This window comes from Devosia sp. YR412 (genome assembly GCF_900110945.1).
In the GTDB taxonomy this organism is placed as follows: Bacteria; Pseudomonadota; Alphaproteobacteria; order Rhizobiales; family Devosiaceae; genus Devosia.
Genome location: NZ_FOFL01000010.1, coordinates 1 through 20,286, shown reverse-complemented (window position 1 = coordinate 20,286; position 20,286 = coordinate 1). Strand labels below are relative to the sequence as shown.

The 20,286-nt window shown below is 61.9% G+C and carries 23 protein-coding genes and 2 riboswitches; of the genes, 7 read left to right on the top strand and 16 right to left on the bottom strand.

From position 1 onward, the window contains the following. Positions 1-233 precede the first annotated feature (233 nt). A riboswitch (FMN riboswitch) is annotated at positions 234-383 on the top strand. 101 nt (positions 384-484) lie between these two features. Further along, positions 485-1,456: a DMT family transporter gene (locus BM045_RS18655; RefSeq protein ID WP_092186054.1), complete on the top strand. Its 972-nt coding sequence runs from the start codon at positions 485-487 to the stop codon at positions 1,454-1,456. Between the two features lie 384 nt (positions 1,457-1,840). Here the strand turns inward: BM045_RS18655 and BM045_RS18650 are convergent, their stop codons facing one another. The 6 genes from BM045_RS18650 to BM045_RS18625 form a co-directional block, all read right to left on the bottom strand. Next, entirely contained in the window at positions 1,841-2,296 is a 456-nt protein-coding gene (locus BM045_RS18650; RefSeq protein WP_092186052.1) for a MerR family transcriptional regulator, read from the bottom strand. Between the two features lie 25 nt (positions 2,297-2,321). Then, a complete protein-coding gene (locus tag BM045_RS18645) occupies positions 2,322-2,633 on the bottom strand; it encodes an integration host factor subunit alpha (protein WP_092186050.1) in 312 nt (103 codons plus the stop codon). A gap of 236 nt (positions 2,634-2,869) precedes the next feature. After that, on the bottom strand, positions 2,870-3,847 hold the full coding sequence (locus BM045_RS18640; RefSeq protein ID WP_092186048.1) for a beta-ketoacyl-ACP synthase III: 978 nt from the start codon (positions 3,845-3,847) through the stop codon (positions 2,870-2,872). Further along, entirely contained in the window at positions 3,844-4,914 is a 1,071-nt protein-coding gene (plsX, locus tag BM045_RS18635; RefSeq protein WP_092186046.1) for a phosphate acyltransferase PlsX, read from the bottom strand. Before plsX ends, BM045_RS18640 begins: the two co-directional genes overlap by 4 nt. Positions 4,915-4,993: 79 nt before the next feature. Continuing rightward, on the bottom strand, positions 4,994-5,542 hold the full coding sequence (locus tag BM045_RS18630) for a YceD family protein (protein WP_092186044.1): 549 nt from the start codon (positions 5,540-5,542) through the stop codon (positions 4,994-4,996). After that, positions 5,539-6,066 (bottom strand): ubiquinol-cytochrome C chaperone family protein, encoded by a 528-nt coding sequence (locus tag BM045_RS18625; protein WP_092186042.1) that lies wholly within the window; start codon positions 6,064-6,066, stop codon positions 5,539-5,541. Before BM045_RS18625 ends, BM045_RS18630 begins: the two co-directional genes overlap by 4 nt. Before the next feature lie 139 nt (positions 6,067-6,205). Here BM045_RS18625 and bamE point away from each other — a divergent pair, with 139 nt between their 5' ends. After that, positions 6,206-6,655, top strand: coding sequence for an outer membrane protein assembly factor BamE (bamE, locus tag BM045_RS18620; RefSeq protein ID WP_092186040.1), 450 nt, complete (start codon positions 6,206-6,208; stop codon positions 6,653-6,655). Positions 6,656-6,704: 49 nt separating this feature from the next. On the opposite strand, the gene nusB is transcribed toward bamE, so the two are convergent. From nusB to glyA, 4 genes are all read right to left on the bottom strand, one after another. Beyond that, on the bottom strand, positions 6,705-7,199 hold the full coding sequence (gene nusB, locus BM045_RS18615; RefSeq protein WP_092186058.1) for a transcription antitermination factor NusB: 495 nt from the start codon (positions 7,197-7,199) through the stop codon (positions 6,705-6,707). Positions 7,200-7,286: 87 nt separating this feature from the next. Then, positions 7,287-8,381 carry a bifunctional diaminohydroxyphosphoribosylaminopyrimidine deaminase/5-amino-6-(5-phosphoribosylamino)uracil reductase RibD gene (ribD, locus tag BM045_RS18610; RefSeq protein WP_092186038.1) on the bottom strand — a complete coding sequence of 365 codons (1,095 nt, stop codon included), beginning with the start codon at positions 8,379-8,381 and terminating at the stop codon, positions 7,287-7,289. Further along, positions 8,378-8,854 (bottom strand): transcriptional regulator NrdR, encoded by a 477-nt coding sequence (gene nrdR, locus BM045_RS18605; RefSeq protein WP_092186036.1) that lies wholly within the window; start codon positions 8,852-8,854, stop codon positions 8,378-8,380. Before nrdR ends, ribD begins: the two co-directional genes overlap by 4 nt. A 9-nt stretch (positions 8,855-8,863) precedes the next feature. Further along, positions 8,864-10,165 carry a serine hydroxymethyltransferase gene (glyA, locus tag BM045_RS18600; RefSeq protein WP_092186034.1) on the bottom strand — a complete coding sequence of 434 codons (1,302 nt, stop codon included), beginning with the start codon at positions 10,163-10,165 and terminating at the stop codon, positions 8,864-8,866. A gap of 121 nt (positions 10,166-10,286) precedes the next feature. Further along, positions 10,287-10,369, bottom strand: a riboswitch (ZMP/ZTP riboswitch). A gap of 136 nt (positions 10,370-10,505) precedes the next feature. On the opposite strand from glyA, the gene BM045_RS19040 reads away from it, so the two are divergent. Continuing rightward, positions 10,506-10,946: a BA14K family protein gene (locus BM045_RS19040; RefSeq protein WP_170848595.1), complete on the top strand. Its 441-nt coding sequence runs from the start codon at positions 10,506-10,508 to the stop codon at positions 10,944-10,946. Positions 10,947-10,952: 6 nt separating this feature from the next. Here BM045_RS19040 and BM045_RS18590 read toward each other — a convergent pair whose 3' ends face one another. The 4 genes from BM045_RS18590 to BM045_RS18575 all read right to left on the bottom strand — a co-directional run bounded on the left by BM045_RS18590 (position 10,953) and on the right by BM045_RS18575 (position 13,866). Beyond that, positions 10,953-11,162, bottom strand: a complete 210-nt coding sequence (locus BM045_RS18590; RefSeq protein WP_092186030.1) for a DUF6898 family protein — start codon at positions 11,160-11,162, stop codon at positions 10,953-10,955. A gap of 96 nt (positions 11,163-11,258) precedes the next feature. After that, entirely contained in the window at positions 11,259-12,461 is a 1,203-nt protein-coding gene (locus BM045_RS18585; protein WP_170848594.1) for a L,D-transpeptidase family protein, read from the bottom strand. A 305-nt stretch (positions 12,462-12,766) separates the two neighbouring features. Beyond that, positions 12,767-13,276, bottom strand: a complete 510-nt coding sequence (locus BM045_RS18580; RefSeq protein WP_056252463.1) for a transcriptional regulator LdtR — start codon at positions 13,274-13,276, stop codon at positions 12,767-12,769. Positions 13,277-13,476: 200 nt separating this feature from the next. Further along, positions 13,477-13,866, bottom strand: a complete 390-nt coding sequence (locus tag BM045_RS18575; protein WP_092186026.1) for a DUF6163 family protein — start codon at positions 13,864-13,866, stop codon at positions 13,477-13,479. A gap of 97 nt (positions 13,867-13,963) precedes the next feature. On the opposite strand from BM045_RS18575, the gene hemB reads away from it, so the two are divergent. From hemB to BM045_RS18555, 4 genes are all read left to right on the top strand, one after another. Then, positions 13,964-14,977, top strand: a complete 1,014-nt coding sequence (gene hemB, locus BM045_RS18570; RefSeq protein WP_210185049.1) for a porphobilinogen synthase — start codon at positions 13,964-13,966, stop codon at positions 14,975-14,977. A 61-nt stretch (positions 14,978-15,038) separates the two neighbouring features. Then, a complete protein-coding gene (locus BM045_RS18565) occupies positions 15,039-15,548 on the top strand; it encodes an RDD family protein (RefSeq protein ID WP_170848593.1) in 510 nt (169 codons plus the stop codon). A gap of 59 nt (positions 15,549-15,607) precedes the next feature. Then, positions 15,608-16,336, top strand: a complete 729-nt coding sequence (locus BM045_RS18560; RefSeq protein ID WP_092186022.1) for an arginyltransferase — start codon at positions 15,608-15,610, stop codon at positions 16,334-16,336. A gap of 90 nt (positions 16,337-16,426) precedes the next feature. Then, positions 16,427-17,416, top strand: a complete 990-nt coding sequence (locus BM045_RS18555) for an endonuclease/exonuclease/phosphatase family protein (protein ID WP_092186020.1) — start codon at positions 16,427-16,429, stop codon at positions 17,414-17,416. Here the strand turns inward: BM045_RS18555 and BM045_RS18550 are convergent. Together BM045_RS18550 and parC are read right to left on the bottom strand one after the other, a co-directional pair. Beyond that, complete coding sequence (locus BM045_RS18550; RefSeq protein ID WP_092186018.1) at positions 17,413-17,724, bottom strand: Dabb family protein; 312 nt, start codon at positions 17,722-17,724, stop codon at positions 17,413-17,415. The genes BM045_RS18555 and BM045_RS18550 overlap by 4 nt on opposite strands. Continuing rightward, the gene (gene parC, locus BM045_RS18545) at positions 17,721-19,991 is read right to left on the bottom strand and encodes a DNA topoisomerase IV subunit A (protein ID WP_092186016.1); all 2,271 of its coding nucleotides are present in this window, start codon (positions 19,989-19,991) and stop codon (positions 17,721-17,723) included. The genes BM045_RS18550 and parC overlap by 4 nt, the downstream gene beginning before the upstream one ends. Positions 19,992-20,286 lie beyond the last annotated feature (295 nt).

Here is a 20,286-nt window from a genome sequence, read left to right as displayed (position 1 = left end):
CCTGAACCGGACCCTGTGCAAAAGCGGATCGTGACGGGCGGCCTTTGGGCCACTCTACTAAACTCTTGAGGTCCAATGGCCGCCCGTTACTCGTGATAACCGCACTGCAGGCGGCGCTTCCGCACGCATAAACGTTCCACACTGTTCGTAAAAGACGCACAGGTACAACCATGTGTCTACTTGCCCAGCCGTAAACCCTGCACTATCTTCATCGTCGCGGGACGATAGTCCTGCATAGTTCTCAGGGCGGGGTGCAATTCCCCACCGGCGGTAAAGGCAGCAATGCTCAAGCCCGCGAGCGCTTTCGGATGCAAATCCGAAGGGTCAGCAGATCCGGTGTGACTCCGGGGCCGACGGTATAGTCCGGATGAAAGAGAACGGGACCAACGCTGGCTTTGCCGCGTCCGCACTCATTGGAGTCCGGGCGAGGCGCTGGCGCCACTTCCCGTAACCCTGAGGAAACTGGTTACGGAAAGGATTTTACATGAACCAGGTTTCCTCTACCCAAAATGCCGCCACCGGCGCACTTCTCATGGTCACCGCTGCCGTGGCTTTCGCCGGCAGCAATGTGCTGCAGTCGGTGCTGCCGACGCCGGTCGAATACGGTGGTTTCGGCCTCTCCTCCACGGGCATGGCCTTCTGGCAATATGTCATCGCCTCGATCCTGGCACTGCCGCTGATCCTGCGCATTGGCTTTGACAAGCTGCGCACCCGCCATCCCCTCGCCCACCAGATGCGCGCCTTCGTCTCGGCGCTGGGCGTGCATGTCTTTGTCTATGGCTTCGCCTCCGGAGTGCCGATCTGGCAGATGGTGACGCTGCTGGCCACCGGTCCGCTATTCGTCATCCTCGGTTCGACGCTGTTCCTAGGCGAACGTGCCACGCCGGTCCGCATCATCGCAGCGCTGCTGGGCTTTGCCGGCGCCGTGGTCGTCTCGGGCGTTGGCGCCGAAGGCCTCGGCTGGGTCACCCTGGTGCCAATCGCCGCGGCGGCCCTCTGGGCCGGCACCGACGTGCTCACAAAGTATCTCTCCCGCGAGGAAGCGCCGGAAACCTTGACCATTTCGCTGCTGGTGCTGGTCACGCCCAACCACCTCCTCATCCTGCTGGCAGTCAATGCTTTCGCCTGGCTGGCGCCGAGCATCGTGCCCGCCGGCATGGCCACCGGCTTCCCCTTCGCCCTGCCCTCCGGCGCCGGTCTCGCTTTGCTGCTGCTGCTCGGCCTGCTGACCGCCGCCGCGCAATATCTGCTCGGCATTGCCTACAAGCTGGCAGATGCCACCTATCTACAGCCGTTCGGCGACCTCAAGGTTCCGCTCGGCGGCCTCGTCGGCTGGATCGCCCTTGGCCAGGTCCCGTCCGTCTGGTTCTGGCCCGGCGCCGCGCTGGTGCTGGCCGGTTCGCTGCTGATCTTCTGGGCGGAAGGCGAAAAGCGCCCGGAATTGCGGACGGCGTAGGATGACAGCCTAGCCTTCAGTGCTCGTGGCCTCACCCCACCCACAATCCCTCCCCATCAAGGGGAGGGAAGCCTGAGCTCAGCGCCAGGCTCTTTCTTATCCCTCCCCCTTGTGGGGAGGGTGGCCCCGAAGGGGTTGGGTGGGGGTATTTAGGGCACAAGGCAGCCACCCGGCTCCAACTTATCCCCGCAAGCCAAACCAGCGTTACACTGACCTGATCAACCACGGAGCCCCCTTCTCCCCTCGCGGGAGAAGGTGCCCGAAGGGCGGATGAGGGGGATTGATGCCGGCAAGTTCAGAGTTTTCGTGCCATTCGGCCACAGGTCTGATGGCCTTGAGACCTAAAATCGCTCCACTGGAGCGATTTTGCGCAAAGCGCCGGTGTCAAGTCTCTCGAGCCCGCTCTAATATCCGCTTGCACTCCAGCAGCTCGCGCAGCACATCGGACAGCTTGTCGCGCGACTCACGATCTAGGCCCGGGTCGGCCAGCATGACGGCTTCTTCGATTTCTGCCTCGTCGCCGGCCGCTTCGGCCTGTTCGATCATCGGCAGGATGTCTTCGAGCGGCTTGCCCTCGCCCACGGCGATGACATAGCGGCTGCCCTGATCCTTGAGGATGCGCTGCACCCCCTTGATGGTAAAACCCTGATCGTACAGCAAATGCCTGATGCCGCGCAGCAGCAGGACATCCTCGGGGCGGTAATAGCGCCGCCCGCCGCCGCGCTTCAGCGGCTTGATCGTGGCAAAACGCGTTTCCCAGAAGCGCAGGACGTGCTGGGGCAAGTCCAGCTCATCGGCCGCTTCAGATATCGTCCGGAAGGCGTCTGGAGACTTGTCCACGGAGGCTTAGACTCGCTGGATGGCTTTATTTTCCAGCATGAACCATAGATTTGTTGATCTTGGACTTCAACACATTGGACGGTTTGAACACAAGAACCTGCCGCGGCAGGATCGGCACCTCTTCACCCGTCTTGGGGTTGCGGCCGATACGTTCATTCTTGGAGCGGACCTGGAAGGATCCGAAGGAGGAGAGCTTGACGTTGGCCCCGGTGATCAGCGCATCGCCGATCAGTTCGAGCACCCGTTCCACCAGTTCGGCCGACTCGGTGCGCGACAGGCCGACCGTGCCGTAGACGGCTTCTGCGAGGTCGGCTCTGGTAATCGTCTTCTGCGTCATTCGAACCCCCGTGTTGCCGAAAGGTCAAATCCCCACGCCGGGACAATTCGTATCCCTGGTCAAAGTTGCTGCCGGTGCGACCGAAAGGTCAAACCTACCGCGGGAATCCTTCCCTTCACTCAGCGCCAATGCCGTCACAAATCCTTCGTGCGGCCTTTAACTGGGCGCTGCGTTCCTCCGCCCGAAAAGACACTAACGCCTTGAAACGCCTAAGGTCAATGTCGGGAATCGGACCATCACCAGCGAATAAGCGAGGCGCCCCAGGTGAAACCGCCACCCATGGCTTCGAGCATGACGAGGTCACCCTGCTTGATCCGGCCGTCGGCCACCGCGACGCTCAGGGCCAGCGGCACCGAGGCGGCCGAGGTGTTGGCATGCAGCGCCACGGTCATCACCACCTTCTCGGATGGCAGGCCGAGCTTTTTGCCGGCGCCCTCGATGATGCGCTGATTGGCCTGATGCGGCACGAACCAGTCGAGGTCGTCGACGGTATAGCCAGCCTTGTCGAGCGTGGCATAGACCACGTCAGTGATCTTGCCCACGGCATGACGGAAGACTTCGGGGCCCTGCATATGCACATGGCCGGTGGTGCCGGTGGTCGATGGCCCGCCATCGACATAGAGCTTGTCCCAGTGATGGCCGTCCGAGCGCAGGGCCGAGGCCAGCACACCGCGTTCCGGCTCACCATCCTCCAGCTCGACGCCTTCCACGACCATGGCCCCTGCCCCGTCGCCGAACAGGACGCAGGTGGTGCGGTCGGTCCAGTCGAGCAGGCGCGAGAAGGTTTCGGCGCCAATCACCAGCGCCCGCTTGGCGAGGCCGTTCTTGATGTAGCTGTCGGCCGTCACCAGCGCATAGACAAAGCCCGAGCAGACCGCCTGGATGTCGAAGGCCATGCCGTGATGCATGCCCAGCTTCATCTGCACCAGTGTCGCTGCGGCCGGGAAGGTGTAATCGGCCGTCGTGGTCGCCACGATGATCAGATCGATATCGTCCGGCGTCACACCGGCAGCGGCCATGGCTTTCTTCGCCGCCTCGACCGCAAGGTCGGAAGTGAACTGGCCTTCGGCGGCGATATGGCGTTCCTTGATGCCGACGCGCTGCTGGATCCACTCGTCGGATGTGTCGACCATGGTGGCCAGTTCGGCGTTGGTCAGCACTTTCTCGGGCAGATAGCCGCCGACGCCACGGATGATGGTACGCGTTCTGGTCACGCCGGTTTCGCCTCGGGTTCGTCTTCGATTACGGGGGGCGCTGCCTTGATCGGGAAGCGCGTCATGGTCTCGCCGATCTTGTCGATCAGCTTGCTGCGCGCCATCTCGTAGGAGAGATTCAAGGCGCTTTTGTAGCCGATCTCATCCGTACCACCATGGGATTTGATCACGATGCCATTGAGGCCCATGAACACGCCGCCATTGACGGTGCGCGGGTCCATCTTGCGGCGCAGGGCATTGAGCGCCGACATGGCGAACAGCGCGCCAATGCGGCTCATAAGGTTGGATTTGAGCGCGCTTCGAAGGTAGGAGCCAACCTGGCGGGCGGTGCCCTCGGCGGTCTTGAGTGCGATATTGCCGACAAAGCCTTCGGTGACCACAACGTCCACCGTACCCTTGCCGATATCATCGCCCTCGACGAAGCCGTGATAGGTAAAGCCCGAGCCGGAGGCCTCGGACAGGATCTTGCCGGCTTCCTTGATATAGTCGAGGCCCTTGACCTCTTCGGTGCCGACATTGAGCAGGCCGACGGTCGGCGCATCATCGTCGAACAGGCAGCGCGCCAGCGCCGAACCGAGAATAGCGTAATCGACCAGCTGCTGAGCATCTGCGCCAATGGTGGCGCCCATGTCGAGCACGATGATATCGGTGCGCAGGGTCGGCCAGATGGCGGCGATACCGGGGCGGGAAATGCCCTTCATCGGCCGCAGGCAGAAGGTGGCCATGGCCATCAGCGCGCCGGTATTGCCGCCGGAGATGGCGACATCGGCTTCCTTATCCTTGACGGCCTGGATGGCCATCCACATCGACGAGGTGCCCTTGCCCTTGCGCAAGGCCTGGCTGGGCTTCTCGTCCATGGCGATGACCGTTTCGGCATGCCGCACCGTCGAGGCCGCCTTGAGGTCGGGGAATTCATCGAGCAGCGGAGCGATCTGCTCCTGGCGGCCGTGGAAGATGAAACGGGTGTTCTTGCGTTCGCGCAGCGCCAGATAGGCTCCGTGGATGACGGCACGCGGGGCGTTATCCCCTCCCATGGCATCCACTGATATTGTTATTGTATCGGTCATTTCAGCCCGTTCTGTGCCTCACGAGGAGGCAGGCAAACATATCTCATGGGAGAGTCGGTGCAAAGCCCGACACGTGGCGCTAGCGGTCAGTATCGGTGGACTTCTTGAGCTTTTCGAGCTCGGCAAACGGACCCGAAGGGCCATTGCCCAGATCGACACCGAGGGAATCGAGGCTCTCGTCAGGATGACGGGGATAAGGATCGATGGCGAGCGCTAATGTTTCGATCAGCAAGGCGCTGAGATCGACCTCGGGGCCATCGAGATGATCGGGAAAATCGTCGTCTTCGAGATCAACGAACAGTTCCGATCCCGGGGTTGGCTTCTGATGACCATGCGGCTCGGGCAGGAAGACCCGATCGACCGGTTCGTCGATATGCTGGCCGACCGGCTCGAAGGTCACGACCGATGGCTGGACGATATCGGCCACCAGGCGGCCCAGCGCGCGAATGCCGCCGCGCAGGGGGGCGACGACCAGCGTGGCCTCGAAGGAGTCCACGGCGCTCAGCTTGAGCACTTCGGCCAGCCTGGCGCGGGTTGGCTCATCGAGCGAAACCTTGAGGTCTCGGCCATTGGCCGGCATGCGGTCGATACGGACAATGGCGTCAAAAAGCGGGGATTCGGCGCTCACGCGGCAGCCTCGAAGGTCAGAGTTCCATTGGTGATCGCATCGGCCTGCTGGGTAGCCAGGGCGCGATCTTCGGCCAGCAGATATTGCGCCAAGGTGGCAATATGGGGGCCATCATTGTGACCAAAGATGTTGCGCGCCAGCACCGCCTCGAGCGCCGGCGCATCATTGCGGTCCATCGCCTCGTTCATCGCGGCGAGCAGGCCAAAGAAGATATTGCCCATCTTCTGGATGCGCTTGGGCACGCCCAGGTCGCCGACGCCCATTTCGCGCAGCGAGCGATCCATGTCCTTGAAGAAGAGGTCAAATACCGCCTGGCTGAAATCCTTCTGCTGGCCGGTCTCGGCGCGCAGCCGGCGGAACAGCAGCGCCATATGCAGGCTGATCATGTCGAAACGCCCGGTCACGGTGTCTGGAACGCCCCATTCGGCGTAGAAAACCGGCTGCCGGGATTGCGCCACAATGGCGTTATAGACGGCGTAAACGGGTTCGGTAGCAGTGTTCTTGCGAAACAGGGACAGGATCATGGATTTGCGCTCAGCATCTTGATTGGCCCAATGCCAGCTTGCCAGACGGACAGGTTGGCAGCTACACATTCCAGCGGCTACAAGGGCCGCCGCCTTGTTGTCGTGCCTATAGTCGAGAGCCATCGGGAAAGTCAAATTCATGCCCTTGCGTACTGCCTCCGGTAAACTTGCGCCGCTCGCTGCCGCCGCCCTGCTCGCAACGGTGCTGACCGCCTGCAGCAGCAGCACCGCGCTGGTCACCACGCGCACCCAAGGTTATGAGATTTCCGACAGCGCCCTTGCCCAGATCCGCACCGGACAGAGCCAGGAACTGGTGACGCTGGTGCTGGGTTCGCCCCAGTCGACCAATAGCCTCGGCGAACAATCAGCCTATTATTATGTCGAGACCAAGGTCCGCCAGATGGCCTTCGGCGCCACCATGATCGACTCGCGTACGGTGCTGGTGGTCTATTTCGACAAGAACAAGAAGGTCGTCGACAAGGCCGTCTATTCGCTCAAGGACGGCAAGACGGTCACCATCGAGACCCGCCGCACCCAGTCCTTCGGCGAAGATCGTAGCTTCATCGATTCGATCCTGAAGAGCTTCTAGCCTCAGCCGATCCAAAAAAGAAAAGCCCCGGTCTCCGGGGCTTTTTTTATTACTTGGTGTCGCCCATGTCGGCCCCGGCTTCGCGCGCTATGGCGTCCAGCGTGGCGTTGACGAGGCCCGAGGCGTCATCCTCGTAGAAGGCCTTGGCCACATCGACATATTCAGAGATGACGACACGGGCCGGAATGTCCTTGCGGCGCAGCAGTTCGAATGCGGCGGCACGCAGGATGGCGCGCAACGTCGCATCGACGCGCTCGACCGGCCAGCCATCGGCCAGCGCACGGTCCACCGCCGGGTCGATGGTCAGCTGATGCTTGGTAACGCCGGTGACGATCTGCTTGAAGAAATCGGCATCGGCCGGGAGATATTGCTCACCCTCGATCTCGCGACCGAGATGGAAGGCGCCGAACTGGGCCAGCGTATCTTCCAGCGTCGCGCGGCCCACATCCATCTGATACAGCGCCTGCACGGCGGCGAAGCGGGCGGCACCTCGCTGGTTGGCGGGGCGTTCGATTTGGGGATCGCGTTTGGGGGCGTCAGCCATGACTGCTTTCATCTCATTGGGCGGTCGGCGCCGCGCTGCCACGAAGGGCGTGGCAACCCCATAATCTCCCGCGCGGGGAACTTCAACTCAAACTGGCTTTGCGGGACGCCCGTAACGCACCAGCACATCATCGCCAAGCCGCTGCTGGTCGATCTCGACCAGGCCCGCGGCGGCGAGCAGATCAGTCAACGGGCCATCGGGGCTGGCCACCAGACCTTCATCGCCAAGCCGGCTCGGGGCGGTAATGATGGTGATGGCATCGACCAGATCGGCATCGAGCATGGCGGCCAGCAGGCGCTGGCCGGGCTCGACCAGCACGTTCTGGATGCCCTTGCCGCTCAGGGCGGCCAGCGCAGCCTTGAGGTCCGGGCGCCCGGAAAGGCCGTTCACGCGCATGGTTTCGACAGAGACCGGCGCATCAACGGCGACACCCGTTTCCGCAATGATTGCAGTGCGATGGCCGGAGAAGCCGCCAATCAGATTCATCCGGCGATCAACGCCCGTGGCGCCCGACAGCACGACCCGCAGGGGCGTTCGTGTGGCAAGGCCCGGCAGTTTGACAGTCAGGTCCGGATCGGTCCTCGCCGTCGCGGCGCCGACCAGGATGGCGTCGGAACGCGCACGCTGCATGCCGATCCAGTCGCGCGCACCGGCGCCGAGAATCGAGGCCTGCGCCTCGCCGCTGCGATCCAGCTTGCCATCGGCAGAGACAGCCAGCACGGTGTTGACGAAGGGGCGGCCTTTCGCGTGGCGTAGCAGATGGCCCGCATGCAAAGCCAGCGAGGGCGCATGGTCGGCCAGTATGGTTTCGACGCCGGCAGATTCGAGCAGGGCCATGCTGCCCACATGCTGCGGATCGGCGGCGCCGATCACCACCCGCATGATACCGGCGCGGATGATGGCGTCGACGCAGGGCGGCGTGCGGTCCCAATGGTGGCAGGGTTCGAGCGTCACGTAGAGGGTGCAGCCTGCCGCTTCAAAGCCTGCGGTCTCGATGACCTGGGATTCGGCATGCGGACGACCGCCCTTGGCGGTCACGGCGCGGGAGACCAGCGTCTGTGAGATCGGTTCGACAAGAAGCGCCGCGACGGCGGGATTGTCGGCGGTGGTGCCGGTGAAAGGTGCGGCATAGCGCGCTGCGGCGTCAAGCCAGCGCCGGTCCTCGGGGGTGAGCTCGCTCACTCGTCGTCACGCAGACTGCCCTGCCCCTCGGCAAGTTCGGCCAGGAAATTGCGGAAATCGTCGGCGGCGGAGAAATTCTTGTAGACCGAGGCAAAGCGCACGAAGGCCACGTCATCGAGGCCCTTAAGGCCTTCCATGACATATTCGCCGATCTGGTCCGAGGTGACTTCCACATCGCCCAGGCTTTCGAGCTGGCGGACGATGCCGGAAATCATGCGCTCGATGCGGTCGGTCTCGACGGCGCGCTTGCGCAACGCGGTATAGACCGAGCGGGCGAGCTTTTCGCGATCGAAGGGCACCTTGCGGCCGCTCTTTTTGACCACGGTCAGATCGCGCAGTTGCACCCGCTCGAAAGTGGTGAAGCGGCCGCCGCATCCATTACAGACGCGGCGGCGGCGAATAGCACCGGAATCCTCGGTCGGCCGGCTGTCCTTGACCTGCGTATCGTCATTTCCGCAATAGGGACAGCGCATGGCTAAACCTTAGAAACCGTAGATCGGGAAGCGGTCGGTGAGGGTCTTCACCTTGTCGCGGACGGCAGCTTCGACGGCGCTGTTATTGTCCTCGCCATTTTCCTTGAGGCCATCGAGCACTTCGATGATCAGCTCGCCGATCAGCTTGAACTCGGCCTCGCCAAAACCACGCGAGGTGCCGGCAGGGGTGCCCAGGCGAATGCCCGACGTGATGGCCGGCTTTTCCGGATCGAAGGGCACGGCATTCTTGTTGCAAGTGATGTGCGCGCGTTCGAGCGCCTGCTCGGTGGCCTTGCCGGTCAGACCCTTGGGGCGCAGATCGACCAGCATCAGATGATTGTCGGTGCCCTTGGAGACGATATCGACGCCGCCCTTGACCAGCGTTTCGGCCAGCACCTTGGCATTGGCGACGACGCGGGCTGCATAGTCCTTGAACTCGGGCTGCAGCGCTTCTTTGAAGGCCACGGCCTTGGCGGCGATGACATGCATCAACGGGCCGCCCTGGATACCGGGGAAGATGGCCGAATTGATCTTCTTGGCGATGTCCTCGTCATTGGTGAGGATCAGGCCGCCACGCGGACCACGCAGGGTTTTATGCGTCGTGGTCGAAGCCACATGGGCATGCGGGAACGGACTCGGATACTGGCCACCGGCGACGAGACCGGCGACATGGGCCATGTCGACGAAGAGGATAGCGCCGACTTCATCGGCAATGGCGCGGAATTCAGCCCAGTCGAGCACGCGCGAATAGGCCGAGAAACCGGCCACGATCATCTTGGGCTTATGCTCGCGGGCCAGCTGGCGGACCTGGTCCATGTCAACGAGGCCGTCCTGCTTGCGCAGGCCATATTGGATGGCGTTGAACCACTTGCCGGACTGGTTGGGCTTGGCACCATGGGTCAGGTGACCGCCGGCGTCGAGCGACATGCCGAGAATGGTGTCGCCGGGCTGGATAAGCGCCTGATAGACCCCCTGATTGGCCTGCGAGCCGGAATTGGGCTGCACATTGGCATAGGCCACGCCGAACAGCTGCTTGGCACGCTCGATGGCCAGCGTCTCGGCGATATCGACATACTGGCAGCCGCCATAGTAGCGGCGGCCGGGATAGCCTTCGGCATATTTGTTGGTCAGCACAGAACCCTGTGCTTCCAGAACAGCTTGCGAGACGATGTTCTCGGAAGCGATGAGCTCGATTTCGCTCTGCTGGCGGTTGAGTTCCTGCTTCAGCGCAGCAGCCAATTCCGGATCGGTCTGATCGACGGAATTGGTGAAGAAATTCGGGAACAGCGAGGAAGACGTGGCGGTGGTCATGGGCAAGTTACCTCGCGAGCGACGAAGCGGAAGGATGTGATGGTGGCCTTAACACGTCGCAACGTGCGATTCCAAGGCCGGGATGGATGTGCTGGAGTCATGGGGCGTCCCGTGGTTGCGGTTGGGTTGCCCAGGCGAGCGGCAGTCTAAGGTTCGCGTTCCCCGATGGTGTCCCATCTCTTCTCGCCAGTCGCGCGAACCCTGGGATTATGCCGCAGAACCCCGCGTTGAAGCAAGGCACTTGCGGGGAAAATCACAGGCGCGGCGCAACCTGCCGCCTCGGGGTGCATTGAACAGACAAGTGGCTGGCGTGGCCGGCCGAAATGAGCAGGAGTTGCACATGCGTGCCGCACGAAACGGGATCGTTACCGCCGTCCTGACCGCCACTATTGCCGTGGCCTCCATTGTCCCCGCCCAGGCCCAGAACGTTACGCTGAGCTTTGGCCAGCGCCAGCAGGTCATCCAGACCTATTGTGACCGCTACCCCAATGATTATGACTGCCGCGGCTATTACGGCGGCAACTGGCGCCAGCGCGACTATGATCGCTTCTACAACAACCGCCGCAGCGACCTTGATCCGCTGGCCGCCGGCATCTTCGGCGCAGCCTTCGGCGCCATCATCGGCGGCGCCATTGCCAATGGTAACCGCAACAATGACCGCGTCGTCGGCCGCAGTTATGACAGCCATGTCGATGCCTGCTACGCCCGCTATCGCTCCTATGACGAGCGCACCGACACCTTCATGGGCTATGACGGCGTGCGTTACCGCTGCAATCTCTAGCGTTCGCTAAAACAGACGGCGCGGCGCCTCGGACGAAATGGTCGGGGCGCCGAGCTTTTTGCGCAGTTTGGCCAGCGCCATCTGCTGCATATGCCCCTTGGCCGCGATGGCCGGCACGATGACGATGACTTCGATGCCGGTGGCGACATCGATAGCGGCGACCCGCATCTGCTGGCCGACCTGCACGAATTCAAAATAGACTTCAGCGTCCGCCATCTCAGCCCCCTGCCCGCAGATTAGCAAGATTCTGTGCGGCACAAAAGCAAACGCCCTCCACGAGGGAGGGCGCCGACAAATTCGTTGGGCTGCGGATTATGCTTGTTCGAAGCTGACCTTGCCCTGGGCATCGAATTCATAGACGTCGTCGCGGAAGCTGACGGTGCCCTGGCGGTTGGCCCAGGCGGTAATGTAGGTAGTCAGCAGCGGCACGCGGGCCTTGCACTCGACATCGAGGCGCTGCAGCGACTCGAATGTGGTATCCACCTTGGTCTGATCCCAGTCGCCATTGTCGCGCAGCAGCCAGTTGACCAGCTGGTTGACACCATCGACACGAACACAACCCGAGGAATGGAAACGGGCGTTTTCGCCAAACAGCGCCTTGGTCGGCGTGTCGTGCAGGTAGCAATCATAGGGATTGTAGAAGTTGATCTTGCAGTGGCCCATGGAGTTGGCGGCGCCGGGCTCCTGGCGGTACATATAGTTCACCTGCTGATCGGTGATATTGGCCCAGTTGATCGTCGATGGGTCTATCTTGTTGCCCGAACCATCATAGATGAAAATGTTCTGCTCGGTCAGGTAGTTTGGATTTTCCTGCATGTATTTGGTCAGGTCCTGACGGACCAGCGACTTGGGCACGTGCCAATAGGGGTTGAAGTTGATCTGGCTGACCTTGGACGCCATGATCGGAGTAGCGCGCTCGACGCGACCGACAACCGCTGTGTGACGCTGTTCGACCATGCCGTCACTGACCGCTTCGATGGTGGCGGCCGGGATGTTGACCACGACGTAGCGCGGGCTCAAATTCGGCGCCATCGCCTGGACGCGGGTGAAATTGAGGTAGAGCTGCTGCAGGCGGGTCGCCGCCGGCACGTTCAACGCATACCAGGTCGGCTCATCAACCTGACCATTGACGATCAGGCCATGGCGGGCCTGGAAGGTGCGCACGCCACGATCGGTGTCTTCATCGAACATGTCATTCACATTGGGCAGCAGCGCCATGTCGCCGGACGAGATCAGGCGGCGCTTGAGCTGGATCACCGCAGCGCCGGATTTCCCGAGCAGCAGGCGGAAAGCCTCCTGGGGCACTTCTTCCCAGCCGCCATTGGCGACGAAGGGCTCGTACTGGGAAATCGCCAGTTGCAGATTGTGAACCGTATCGAAGGACAGGATTGGCTCATTGGTGGCGATGAGGGCCTGCGCCGCCGCCGTATTGCCGTCCTTGTCAGCGTCCCGCAGCACATTGCCGCGGTTCATCAGGTCAAAAAAGGATTCCTGGCCGCGCGCAATCGCGGGCATCGCCAAAGAAGCACCGGCCAGTGCCGAGTACTTAAGCAGGGAACGTCTATTCAGCCGCATTCATTCACCCGAAATTTCTGGCCCCGAAACATGTCCGGTCTCTACCATTGCGTCCCGCAGCTCACAACGCGGTCAACCGCATGTGAAGCTCGTTGAAATTCTTCAACCATGAATAGACGGGAAATGGTTTCAAACCACGTAACGTAGCCATTTACGCTGATTTGCGGCGCAAATGTGAACGCCGGCCCCATGGACCGGCGTTTGCATTCGGATGTGGCGCAGCCGCAACAGCTGCTGTCTCTGGCTTAGAGCTTGTAGAGGATCTGGTCGACCCAGAAGCGCTCGAGGCGGGCGAGAGCCTTGTTGAGGCCGTCGAATTCGTCGTCGCCCAGGCCGCCGACCTTGTCGATCGACTTGAGGTGGCGATCATAGAGCTCGTCGATGACCTCGGCCACTTCCTCGCCCTTCGGGGTCAGCTTGATGCGGACCGAGCGGCGATCGGAACGCGAGCGCTCCTGGAAGATATAGCCGGTTTCGACCAGTTTCTTCAGATTATACGAAACGTTGGAGCCGAGGTAATAACCGCGGGAACGCAGCTCGCCGGCGGTCAATTCGGCATCGCCGATATTGAACATCAGCAGCGCCTGAACCGGATTGATGTCATCCCAGCCCATACGGTCGAACTCGTCCTTGATCAGGTCGAGCAGACGACGGTGCAGACGCTCTACGCGGGAAACAGCTTCCAGATAAAGCGGCTTCAGGCTCTGGGGACGTTCCGGGACGATGGCCTCGGCTGCGTTGGATTTGATTGCCATTTGTGCCTCACTGTTTTGCAGTCTGTGCGATTTTTCGCATCTCATGAGGCCAAACTACGGCGTGCGGACTAAGATCAGCCTAAGCAGCGTGATTAAGAGCATCTTACTGGAATGCAATGAGAATTTGGCTTTATTCTTCGTTACACCAGTGCATAAATTTGTAACCCTAAGCGGGTGTGAACGGCACCTGCCCCCCTGGTTCAGTCGGCGGCGCGGGCGCGTTCCAGGCGGATCGACAGGATGAAGATAATGAGGATCGACGCCAGCAGAACCAGCCGCACGGCGAAGCCCAGCGCCGACATGCTGACGTCGGCATTGCCGAAGAGATAGAGGCCCAGTTCCACCGAAGTTGCCCCGACCAGCAGCACGGCGCCCCAGCTAGCCTTGATCCACAGACCCACGGCAGCGAACAGGCGCGCCAGGCCAAATATGCCGAGATAGACAAAGCCGGTCATGCCCATGGTGGCGACCGGGCTGACCTCGCCGAGCCCGACGCCAAGCAGGCGCGCAGCATCGTTGAGGCCGAGCATAAGGCTGATGATCGCGACGACGCGGATATAGATGCCGATAGGCTGGGCGTAGAAATCCATGTGCGGTTTCTATCCTTGCGCGAGGGATGCGACAAGCAGGAGCTTGGACAGGGTAATCACCGCTGATAAACGGAAGCGGCAGAACAAGGAGCGCGTGATGACCGAGACCTGGCACAAGCATGACATGGACTTCCTCGGTGGCCGCCGGCTGCGCCGCTCGCGCCGCACCGCGTGGAGCCGCGCCATGGTGCGCGAAAGCGTCCTCACGCCTGCTGATCTGATTTGGCCGCTGTTCGTCATCGAAGGCCACAATGAGAAGACGCAGATCCGCACCATGCCGGGTGTCGAGCGGCTGAGTGTCGATCTCTGCGTCGAGGCGGCCAAGGCGGCGCGTGATGCCGGCATTCCGGCGCTGGCGCTGTTTCCCAACACGCCAGACCATTTGCGCAGCCAGAATGGCGCAGAGGCTTACAATCCAGACAATCTGATGTGCCGGGCGCTGAGTGCGATCAAGTCGGCTGTGCCGGAGATCGGGCTGATCGCCGACGTGGCGCTGGATGAATATTCGAGCGATGGCCAGGACGGGCTGGTGCGCGATGGCGAAGTCCTCAACGACGAAACCGTCGCCGTGATGATCAAGTCGGCCCTGGTACAGAGCAAAGCGGGCGCCGACATCATTGCACCCTCGGACATGATGGATGGTCGGGTCGCGGCAATCCGCGAGGCGCTGGATGGCGAAGGCTTCGAGCAGACCCAGATCATGGCCTATGCCGCCAAATATGCGTCCTTCTACTATGGCCCGTTCCGCGAGGCCGTGGGCACCGGCAGCCGGCTGGTTGGCGACAAGCGCACCTATCAGATGGATTACGCCAATTCCGACGAGGCGATGCGCGAGATCGAGCAGGATATTGCCGAGGGGGCCGATAGCGTTATGGTCAAGCCCGGCCTGCCCTATCTCGATATTGTCCGCCGGGCCAAGGACAGCTTCAATATTCCCATCTACGCCTATCAGGTGAGCGGTGAATACGCGATGATCGAGATGGCGGCGGCAGCCGGCGCGATCAACCGGGATGGGGCGATCCTCGAAAGCCTTTATGCCTTCAAGCGCGCCGGGGCCAATGGCGTGCTGACCTATTATGCGTTGGAGGTGGCGCGGCAGCTGGGGAAGTAGGGGCTACAATTTTGTAACCCACCCTCTTGCGCCCGCCGGTAGCCATGACAATGTTTTGCTCATGAGCCAGACCTTTGATGCCCGCCCTGCCCTGCCTGATCCGCAAACCGCTCCCGAGCTGTTCGAGGGCGTGCTGACGCGACGGGTGTTCGCCTTCATCATCGACCTGATCGTGATGGGCATGCTGATCCTCGCCTTCAGCCTCGTGGGCCTGATCGCCGGCTTCCTGACCTTTGGCCTCGCCTGGCTGGCCCTGATGTTCGTCGTGCCGGCCACGATCGTCTTGTATTATGGCGCAACGCTGGGCTCCTCCCGCCGTGCGACGCTCGGCATGCAGATGATGGATATCGTGCTGACCCCGACGCGCAATCAGCCGCTCGATGGCTGGATGGCGATCATCCATGCCGGCGTGTTCTGGCTGACCACCTGGATTTCCTGGCCAATTTCGCTGCTCTTCGCGCTGTTTACCCCGCGTCGGCAGATGATCCACGACCTGGTCGTCGGCACGCTGATGGTGCGCCGTTCGCCCATGGTTCAGCACTGGCGTAGCCAGGCGGCACAGGCATATTGAGCCGTTGCAGGCGGTGACGGGGGAGCGTACACTCCTCCGATTGCAGCTAAGGGTCCTGGATGACCGACCAGACGCCGGAAACCACGCAGCTCTTTTTGACCGCGGCCATGCCGTGTCCCTACCTGCCGGGCAAGCAGGAGCGGAAGCTGTTTACCCATCTGTCGGGTCGACGGGCGTCGAGCCTGCATCACCTGCTGAGCGAGAACGGCTTTCGCCGCAGTCAGAACCTGATCTATCGCCCTGCCTGCGAAGGCTGCAATGCCTGCCAGTCGGTGCGCATCGTCGCCAATCAGTTCGAGCCCTCCGGCCGTTTCCGCCGCGTGCTGCGCAACAATGACGACCTCAGCGTCGAGGTCCGCCCGACCACGGCGACCAGCGAGCAATATGACCTGTTCAAGCGCTATCTCGAGGCGCGGCATGCCGGCGGCGGCATGAACCAGATGAGCTTCGTCGACTATGAGTACATGGTCGAGGATACGCCGGTGCAGTCCGTGCTGGTCGAGTACCGCCTGCGCGACCATCCCGACAATACGCTGGTGGCGGTGGCCCTGACCGATGTGATGCCCGATGGGCTGTCCATGGTTTATTCCTTCTATGATCCCGAGCTGGCGCATCGCAGCATGGGGACCTTCCTCATACTCGACCATATCGCCCAGGTGCGCTCGGCCGGGCTGAACTATGTCTACCTCGGCTATTGGGTGAAGGAATCGCCCAAGATGGCCTACAAGGCACTCTATCGTCCGCTCGAAGTGCAGCGCGGCACATTGGGCTGGTGCACGCTCGACTGAGCCATGACGTCTAATTGGCTTGCCGCAGCCTTGCTTGCGCCATAAGTCTCGGCGAAATCGCGCTATATCGTCCCTCCTGCCGAGCCCGCTATGTCCTTTCTTTTCAAGCTGATTCGGCTGGACTTCGTGCTGGGCGCCCTGGGCGTTTCGACGCTTGCGGTGCTGGCGCTGTTCGGCTTTGCGGTGCCGGAACTGGACCTGCTCAACCACGCGCAGCTCTTCCTGCTGCCCGGCACGGTGATCGCGCTCCTGATCTTCGCCGTGGCTATGCGCGGCTGGTGGCGGAGCGCAGCGATCATCTATGCCTTTGTCGGTTTTGCCGCCTCGGCCAATGTCATCCTGCCCGACACATTCGCTGCAATGCAGCCGCGCCCTGCAGCGCCGGAGAGCGGCAGCATCACCATGATGACGCATAATCTCTTCGGCCTGAACTACGAGATGGAAAAGGTCACCGCCGCCATCCTCGCGGCCGATGCCGACATCATCGTGCTGCAGGAGTATTTCGGCGAACAGGCCGGGGAATTGCATCCGCTGCTGCTGGCCAGCTACCCGTATTACGCACGCTGCCGTGGCGGCAAGCGGGCGAATCTGGGGCTCTATTCGCGCATACCCTTCGAGCAGGTGGAAGACGGCGCCTGCCCCAATAATGCCTATGGCACGACGCGGACGGCGCATGTCCTGGCCAAATTCCAAACCCAGAGTGGCAAGAGCTTTTCCGTCATCACCACCCATATGGATTGGCCCATCCCCGTAGCGCGCCAGCATGAGCAGCTTAACGCGCTTTCAGCGGTGGTGGACAAGATCGAGGGGCCGATGATCCTGGCGGGGGATTTCAACTCGACCGCCTGGTCCTATGCGCTGCGCGATTTCGTGGCGAAGAATGATTTTGTGCGCGAAACGCTCAACATGCTCACCTTCCCGATGAGCTGGTATTATCTCGGCGCCTGGCGGGACACAGTGCCGTTCCTGCCGCTCGATCACGTGATGACGCGCGGCGGGGTGGTCGTGCATGACATTCACACCGGCGAGCCGACGGCCAGCGATCACCTGCCGGTGGTGTTTACGTTTTCAGTGAACTAGCCAAGCTTGAGGTCGAACACCATCAGCCCGTCCGTGCGGCCGTCGAGCGCCGCGACGAGTTTTGCACCGGCGGCCTTGTGGGCCGGGTGGTCGAGGTAGCGGTCGCGGGCGGCTTCGTCGACGAGGTCCATGATGAAGCCGTCATTGAAGCCCTGCCCCAGACCTTCCGGCGAGACATTGGGGCCGAAGTCGGCGGCGAGCAGTCCCTCGATCTGGCCGACCAGTGCAGACAGGCCGGCATAGATTTCGGCGCGCTCGTCGGCGCTAACATCGACACGGAATTTCACGAAGACGCAGTGGCGGATCATCCGACAAACCTGTTGTTGCGCGGGAAGCCATTGGGCGGCTGGCGGCCGGCCGTGGCGCGGTCACCGAGCCAGTCGGTCAGCTCTTCCATCGGCTTGGTGTAGGTGCGGCCGGAGGAGTCCTGCCAGGTCAGGCCATCGGCGGCATAGAAGCTCTTGAGGTCGGAAATGCCGCCGTCCTTGTATTTCTGCAGCCGCACGCCCTTGCCACGGGTCATTTCGGCGAGCTGGGTCAGCGGGAAGACCAGCAGCTTGCGGTTCTGGCCGATGACCGCGACGCGGTCGCCGTTGAGCGGCACCAGCAGAGCAGCCTCGTCGGGCGCGCCGACATTGAGCACCTGCTTGCCCTTGCGGGTATTGGCGATCATTTCATCTTCGCTGACGATGAAGCCATAGCCCGAGGAGGAGGCGATGATGCGCTTGTTGCCGGGCTTGTAGACGAAGATATCGACGATATCCTGGCCTTCTTCGATATCGACCATGATGCGAACCGGCTCGCCCTGGCCGCGGCCGCCCGGCAGCTTGTCACCGGCCAGGGTATAGACCTTGCCGCCGGTGGTGAGCATCAAGAGCTTGTCGGTGGTCTCGCATTTGATCGAGAGTTTCAGGCGATCGCCGGCCTTGAAGCCCTTCTCGTCATTGACCTCCACCGCATGGCCGCGCGGCGCGCGGATCCAGCCTTTTTCCGAGAGGATGACGGTGATCGCCTCGCGCTCGATGAAGGCTTCGGTGACTTCCGAGAGATCGGCATTGGGCGCATCGGCCAGCACCGTCCGGCGGGCGCCAAGGTAATGCGGCGTGCCATCGGCATTGGTCAGCGGATAAGCCTTCTTCAAGGCCTCCACTTCCTTGCTGATAGTGCCCCACTGGCGCTTGTCGGAACCGAGCAGGCCTTCGAGACGCCCCTTTTCCTCGGTCAGGTCAGCATGTTCCTTGCGCAGCTCGATTTCCTCGAGCTTGCGCAAGCTGCGCAGCCGCATGTTGAGAATGGCTTCGGCCTGCACATCGGTCAGCTCGAAGGTCGCCATTAGCGAGGCCTTGGCATCGTCCTCCTCGCGGATGATGCGGATCACCTCGTCGAGGTTGAGATAGGCAATGATATAGCCAGCCAGCACTTCCAAGCGGTGGGCGATCTGCTCCAGCCGGTGCGTGGTGCGGCGGACCAGCACTTCCTTGCGATGGTCGAGCCAGGCCTTCAGCACCTGGGCAAGACTCATCACCTTGGGCGCGGTGCCGCGGTCGAGCACGTTGAGATTGAGCGGAAAGCGGGTTTCAAGATCGGTGGTCTTGAACAGCTGCTCCATCAGGATCACCGCGTCGACGGTGCGGGCGCGCGGTTCGAGCACGAGGCGGATGTCGTCCGACGACTCGTCGCGCACGTCTTTCAGCAGCGGCAGCTTCTTGGCGAGCAGCAGTTCGGCGATCTTTTCGACCAGCCGCGACTTCTGGATGCCGTAGGGAATTTCGGTGACGACGATCAGGTAGACGCCGCGGGCCGATTCCTCGACTTCCCACTTGGCGCGCAGGCGGAAGGAGCCGCGACCGGTCTGGTAGGAATGGGCGATGGACGAGGCGGATTCGACCAGGATGCCGCCAGTGGGGAAATCGGGCCCCTTCACAAATTGAGTCAGGTCGTGGGCGGAAGCCTCTGGATTGACGTTGATAAGATGCAGCGCGGCGTCGCAGAGCTCGGAGACATTGTGCGGCGGAATCGAGGTCGCCATGCCCACGGCAATGCCGGTCGAACCGTTTGCCAGCAGGTTGGGGAAGTTCGACGGCAGGACGATGGGCTCTTCGTCTTCGCCGTCATAGGTCGGCTTGAAGTCGATGGCATTTTCGGAAATGCCTTCCAGCAGGCGCGTCGCCACGTCGGTCATGCGGCTTTCGGTGTAACGCATGGCGGCGGCGCCATCGCCGTCGATATTGCCGAAATTGCCCTGGCCATCGACCAGCGGGTAGCGCAGGGCAAAATCCTGCGCCATGCGGACCAGCGCATCATAGATCGACTGGTCGCCATGCGGATGGAACTTACCGATTACGTCGCCGACGATACGGGCCGACTTCTTGTAGCCCTGGCCGGGATCGAGCTTGAGCAGGCGCATGGCATGGATGATGCGGCGATGCACGGGCTTCAGCCCATCGCGGGCATCGGGCAGCGCGCGTTGGGTGATGGTCGAGAGCGCATAGGACAGATAGCGTTCCTCGATGGCCTGCTTGAGGTCAACGATCCGCTGATCATCGGCAGGTGGGAGAATATCGCTATCAGACATCTACAGGCATTCCGGGAGAACGAATCAGGAAAGCAGTATAGCCGCTGGGGGCAGCACGCTCACGACATATGGCCGGAATGCAGCGGTTCTACACGGTTTATGGACGTGCGGAAGCGCCGCCTTGCTGCGGTTTTCGGTAGTCAGCGGGTCCCGAGACGGCTTTCGCCTCTATGGGATTTAGTATGTGAGACGATCACCGTCTCGGGACGTCCGGTTTTATGAACCGCGTCAGGCGGCCGGCATAACCTCGCATACCGACGGCCCGGGCGTGAACCCACGGCGACTGGCATAGTCC

Coding starts and splice junctions, on each gene's coding strand:
- BM045_RS18655 (WP_092186054.1), top strand. CDS start 485: ATGAACCAGGTTTCCTCTACCCAAAATGCCGCCACCGGCGCACTTCTC.
- BM045_RS18645 (WP_092186050.1), bottom strand. CDS start 2,633: ATGACGCAGAAGACGATTACCAGAGCCGACCTCGCAGAAGCCGTCTAC.
- plsX (WP_092186046.1), bottom strand. CDS start 4,914: ATGACCGATACAATAACAATATCAGTGGATGCCATGGGAGGGGATAAC.
- BM045_RS18625 (WP_092186042.1), bottom strand. CDS start 6,066: ATGATCCTGTCCCTGTTTCGCAAGAACACTGCTACCGAACCCGTTTAC.
- bamE (WP_092186040.1), top strand. CDS start 6,206: ATGCCCTTGCGTACTGCCTCCGGTAAACTTGCGCCGCTCGCTGCCGCC.
- nusB (WP_092186058.1), bottom strand. CDS start 7,199: ATGGCTGACGCCCCCAAACGCGATCCCCAAATCGAACGCCCCGCCAAC.
- nrdR (WP_092186036.1), bottom strand. CDS start 8,854: ATGCGCTGTCCCTATTGCGGAAATGACGATACGCAGGTCAAGGACAGC.
- glyA (WP_092186034.1), bottom strand. CDS start 10,165: ATGACCACCGCCACGTCTTCCTCGCTGTTCCCGAATTTCTTCACCAAT.
- BM045_RS19040 (WP_170848595.1), top strand. CDS start 10,506: ATGCGTGCCGCACGAAACGGGATCGTTACCGCCGTCCTGACCGCCACT.
- BM045_RS18590 (WP_092186030.1), bottom strand. CDS start 11,162: ATGGCGGACGCTGAAGTCTATTTTGAATTCGTGCAGGTCGGCCAGCAG.
- BM045_RS18585 (WP_170848594.1), bottom strand. CDS start 12,461: ATGCCCGCGATTGCGCGCGGCCAGGAATCCTTTTTTGACCTGATGAAC.
- BM045_RS18580 (WP_056252463.1), bottom strand. CDS start 13,276: ATGGCAATCAAATCCAACGCAGCCGAGGCCATCGTCCCGGAACGTCCC.
- BM045_RS18575 (WP_092186026.1), bottom strand. CDS start 13,866: ATGGATTTCTACGCCCAGCCTATCGGCATCTATATCCGCGTCGTCGCG.
- hemB (WP_210185049.1), top strand. CDS start 13,964: ATGACCGAGACCTGGCACAAGCATGACATGGACTTCCTCGGTGGCCGC.
- BM045_RS18565 (WP_170848593.1), top strand. CDS start 15,039: ATGAGCCAGACCTTTGATGCCCGCCCTGCCCTGCCTGATCCGCAAACC.
- BM045_RS18560 (WP_092186022.1), top strand. CDS start 15,608: ATGACCGACCAGACGCCGGAAACCACGCAGCTCTTTTTGACCGCGGCC.
- BM045_RS18555 (WP_092186020.1), top strand. CDS start 16,427: ATGTCCTTTCTTTTCAAGCTGATTCGGCTGGACTTCGTGCTGGGCGCC.
- BM045_RS18550 (WP_092186018.1), bottom strand. CDS start 17,724: ATGATCCGCCACTGCGTCTTCGTGAAATTCCGTGTCGATGTTAGCGCC.
- parC (WP_092186016.1), bottom strand. CDS start 19,991: ATGTCTGATAGCGATATTCTCCCACCTGCCGATGATCAGCGGATCGTT.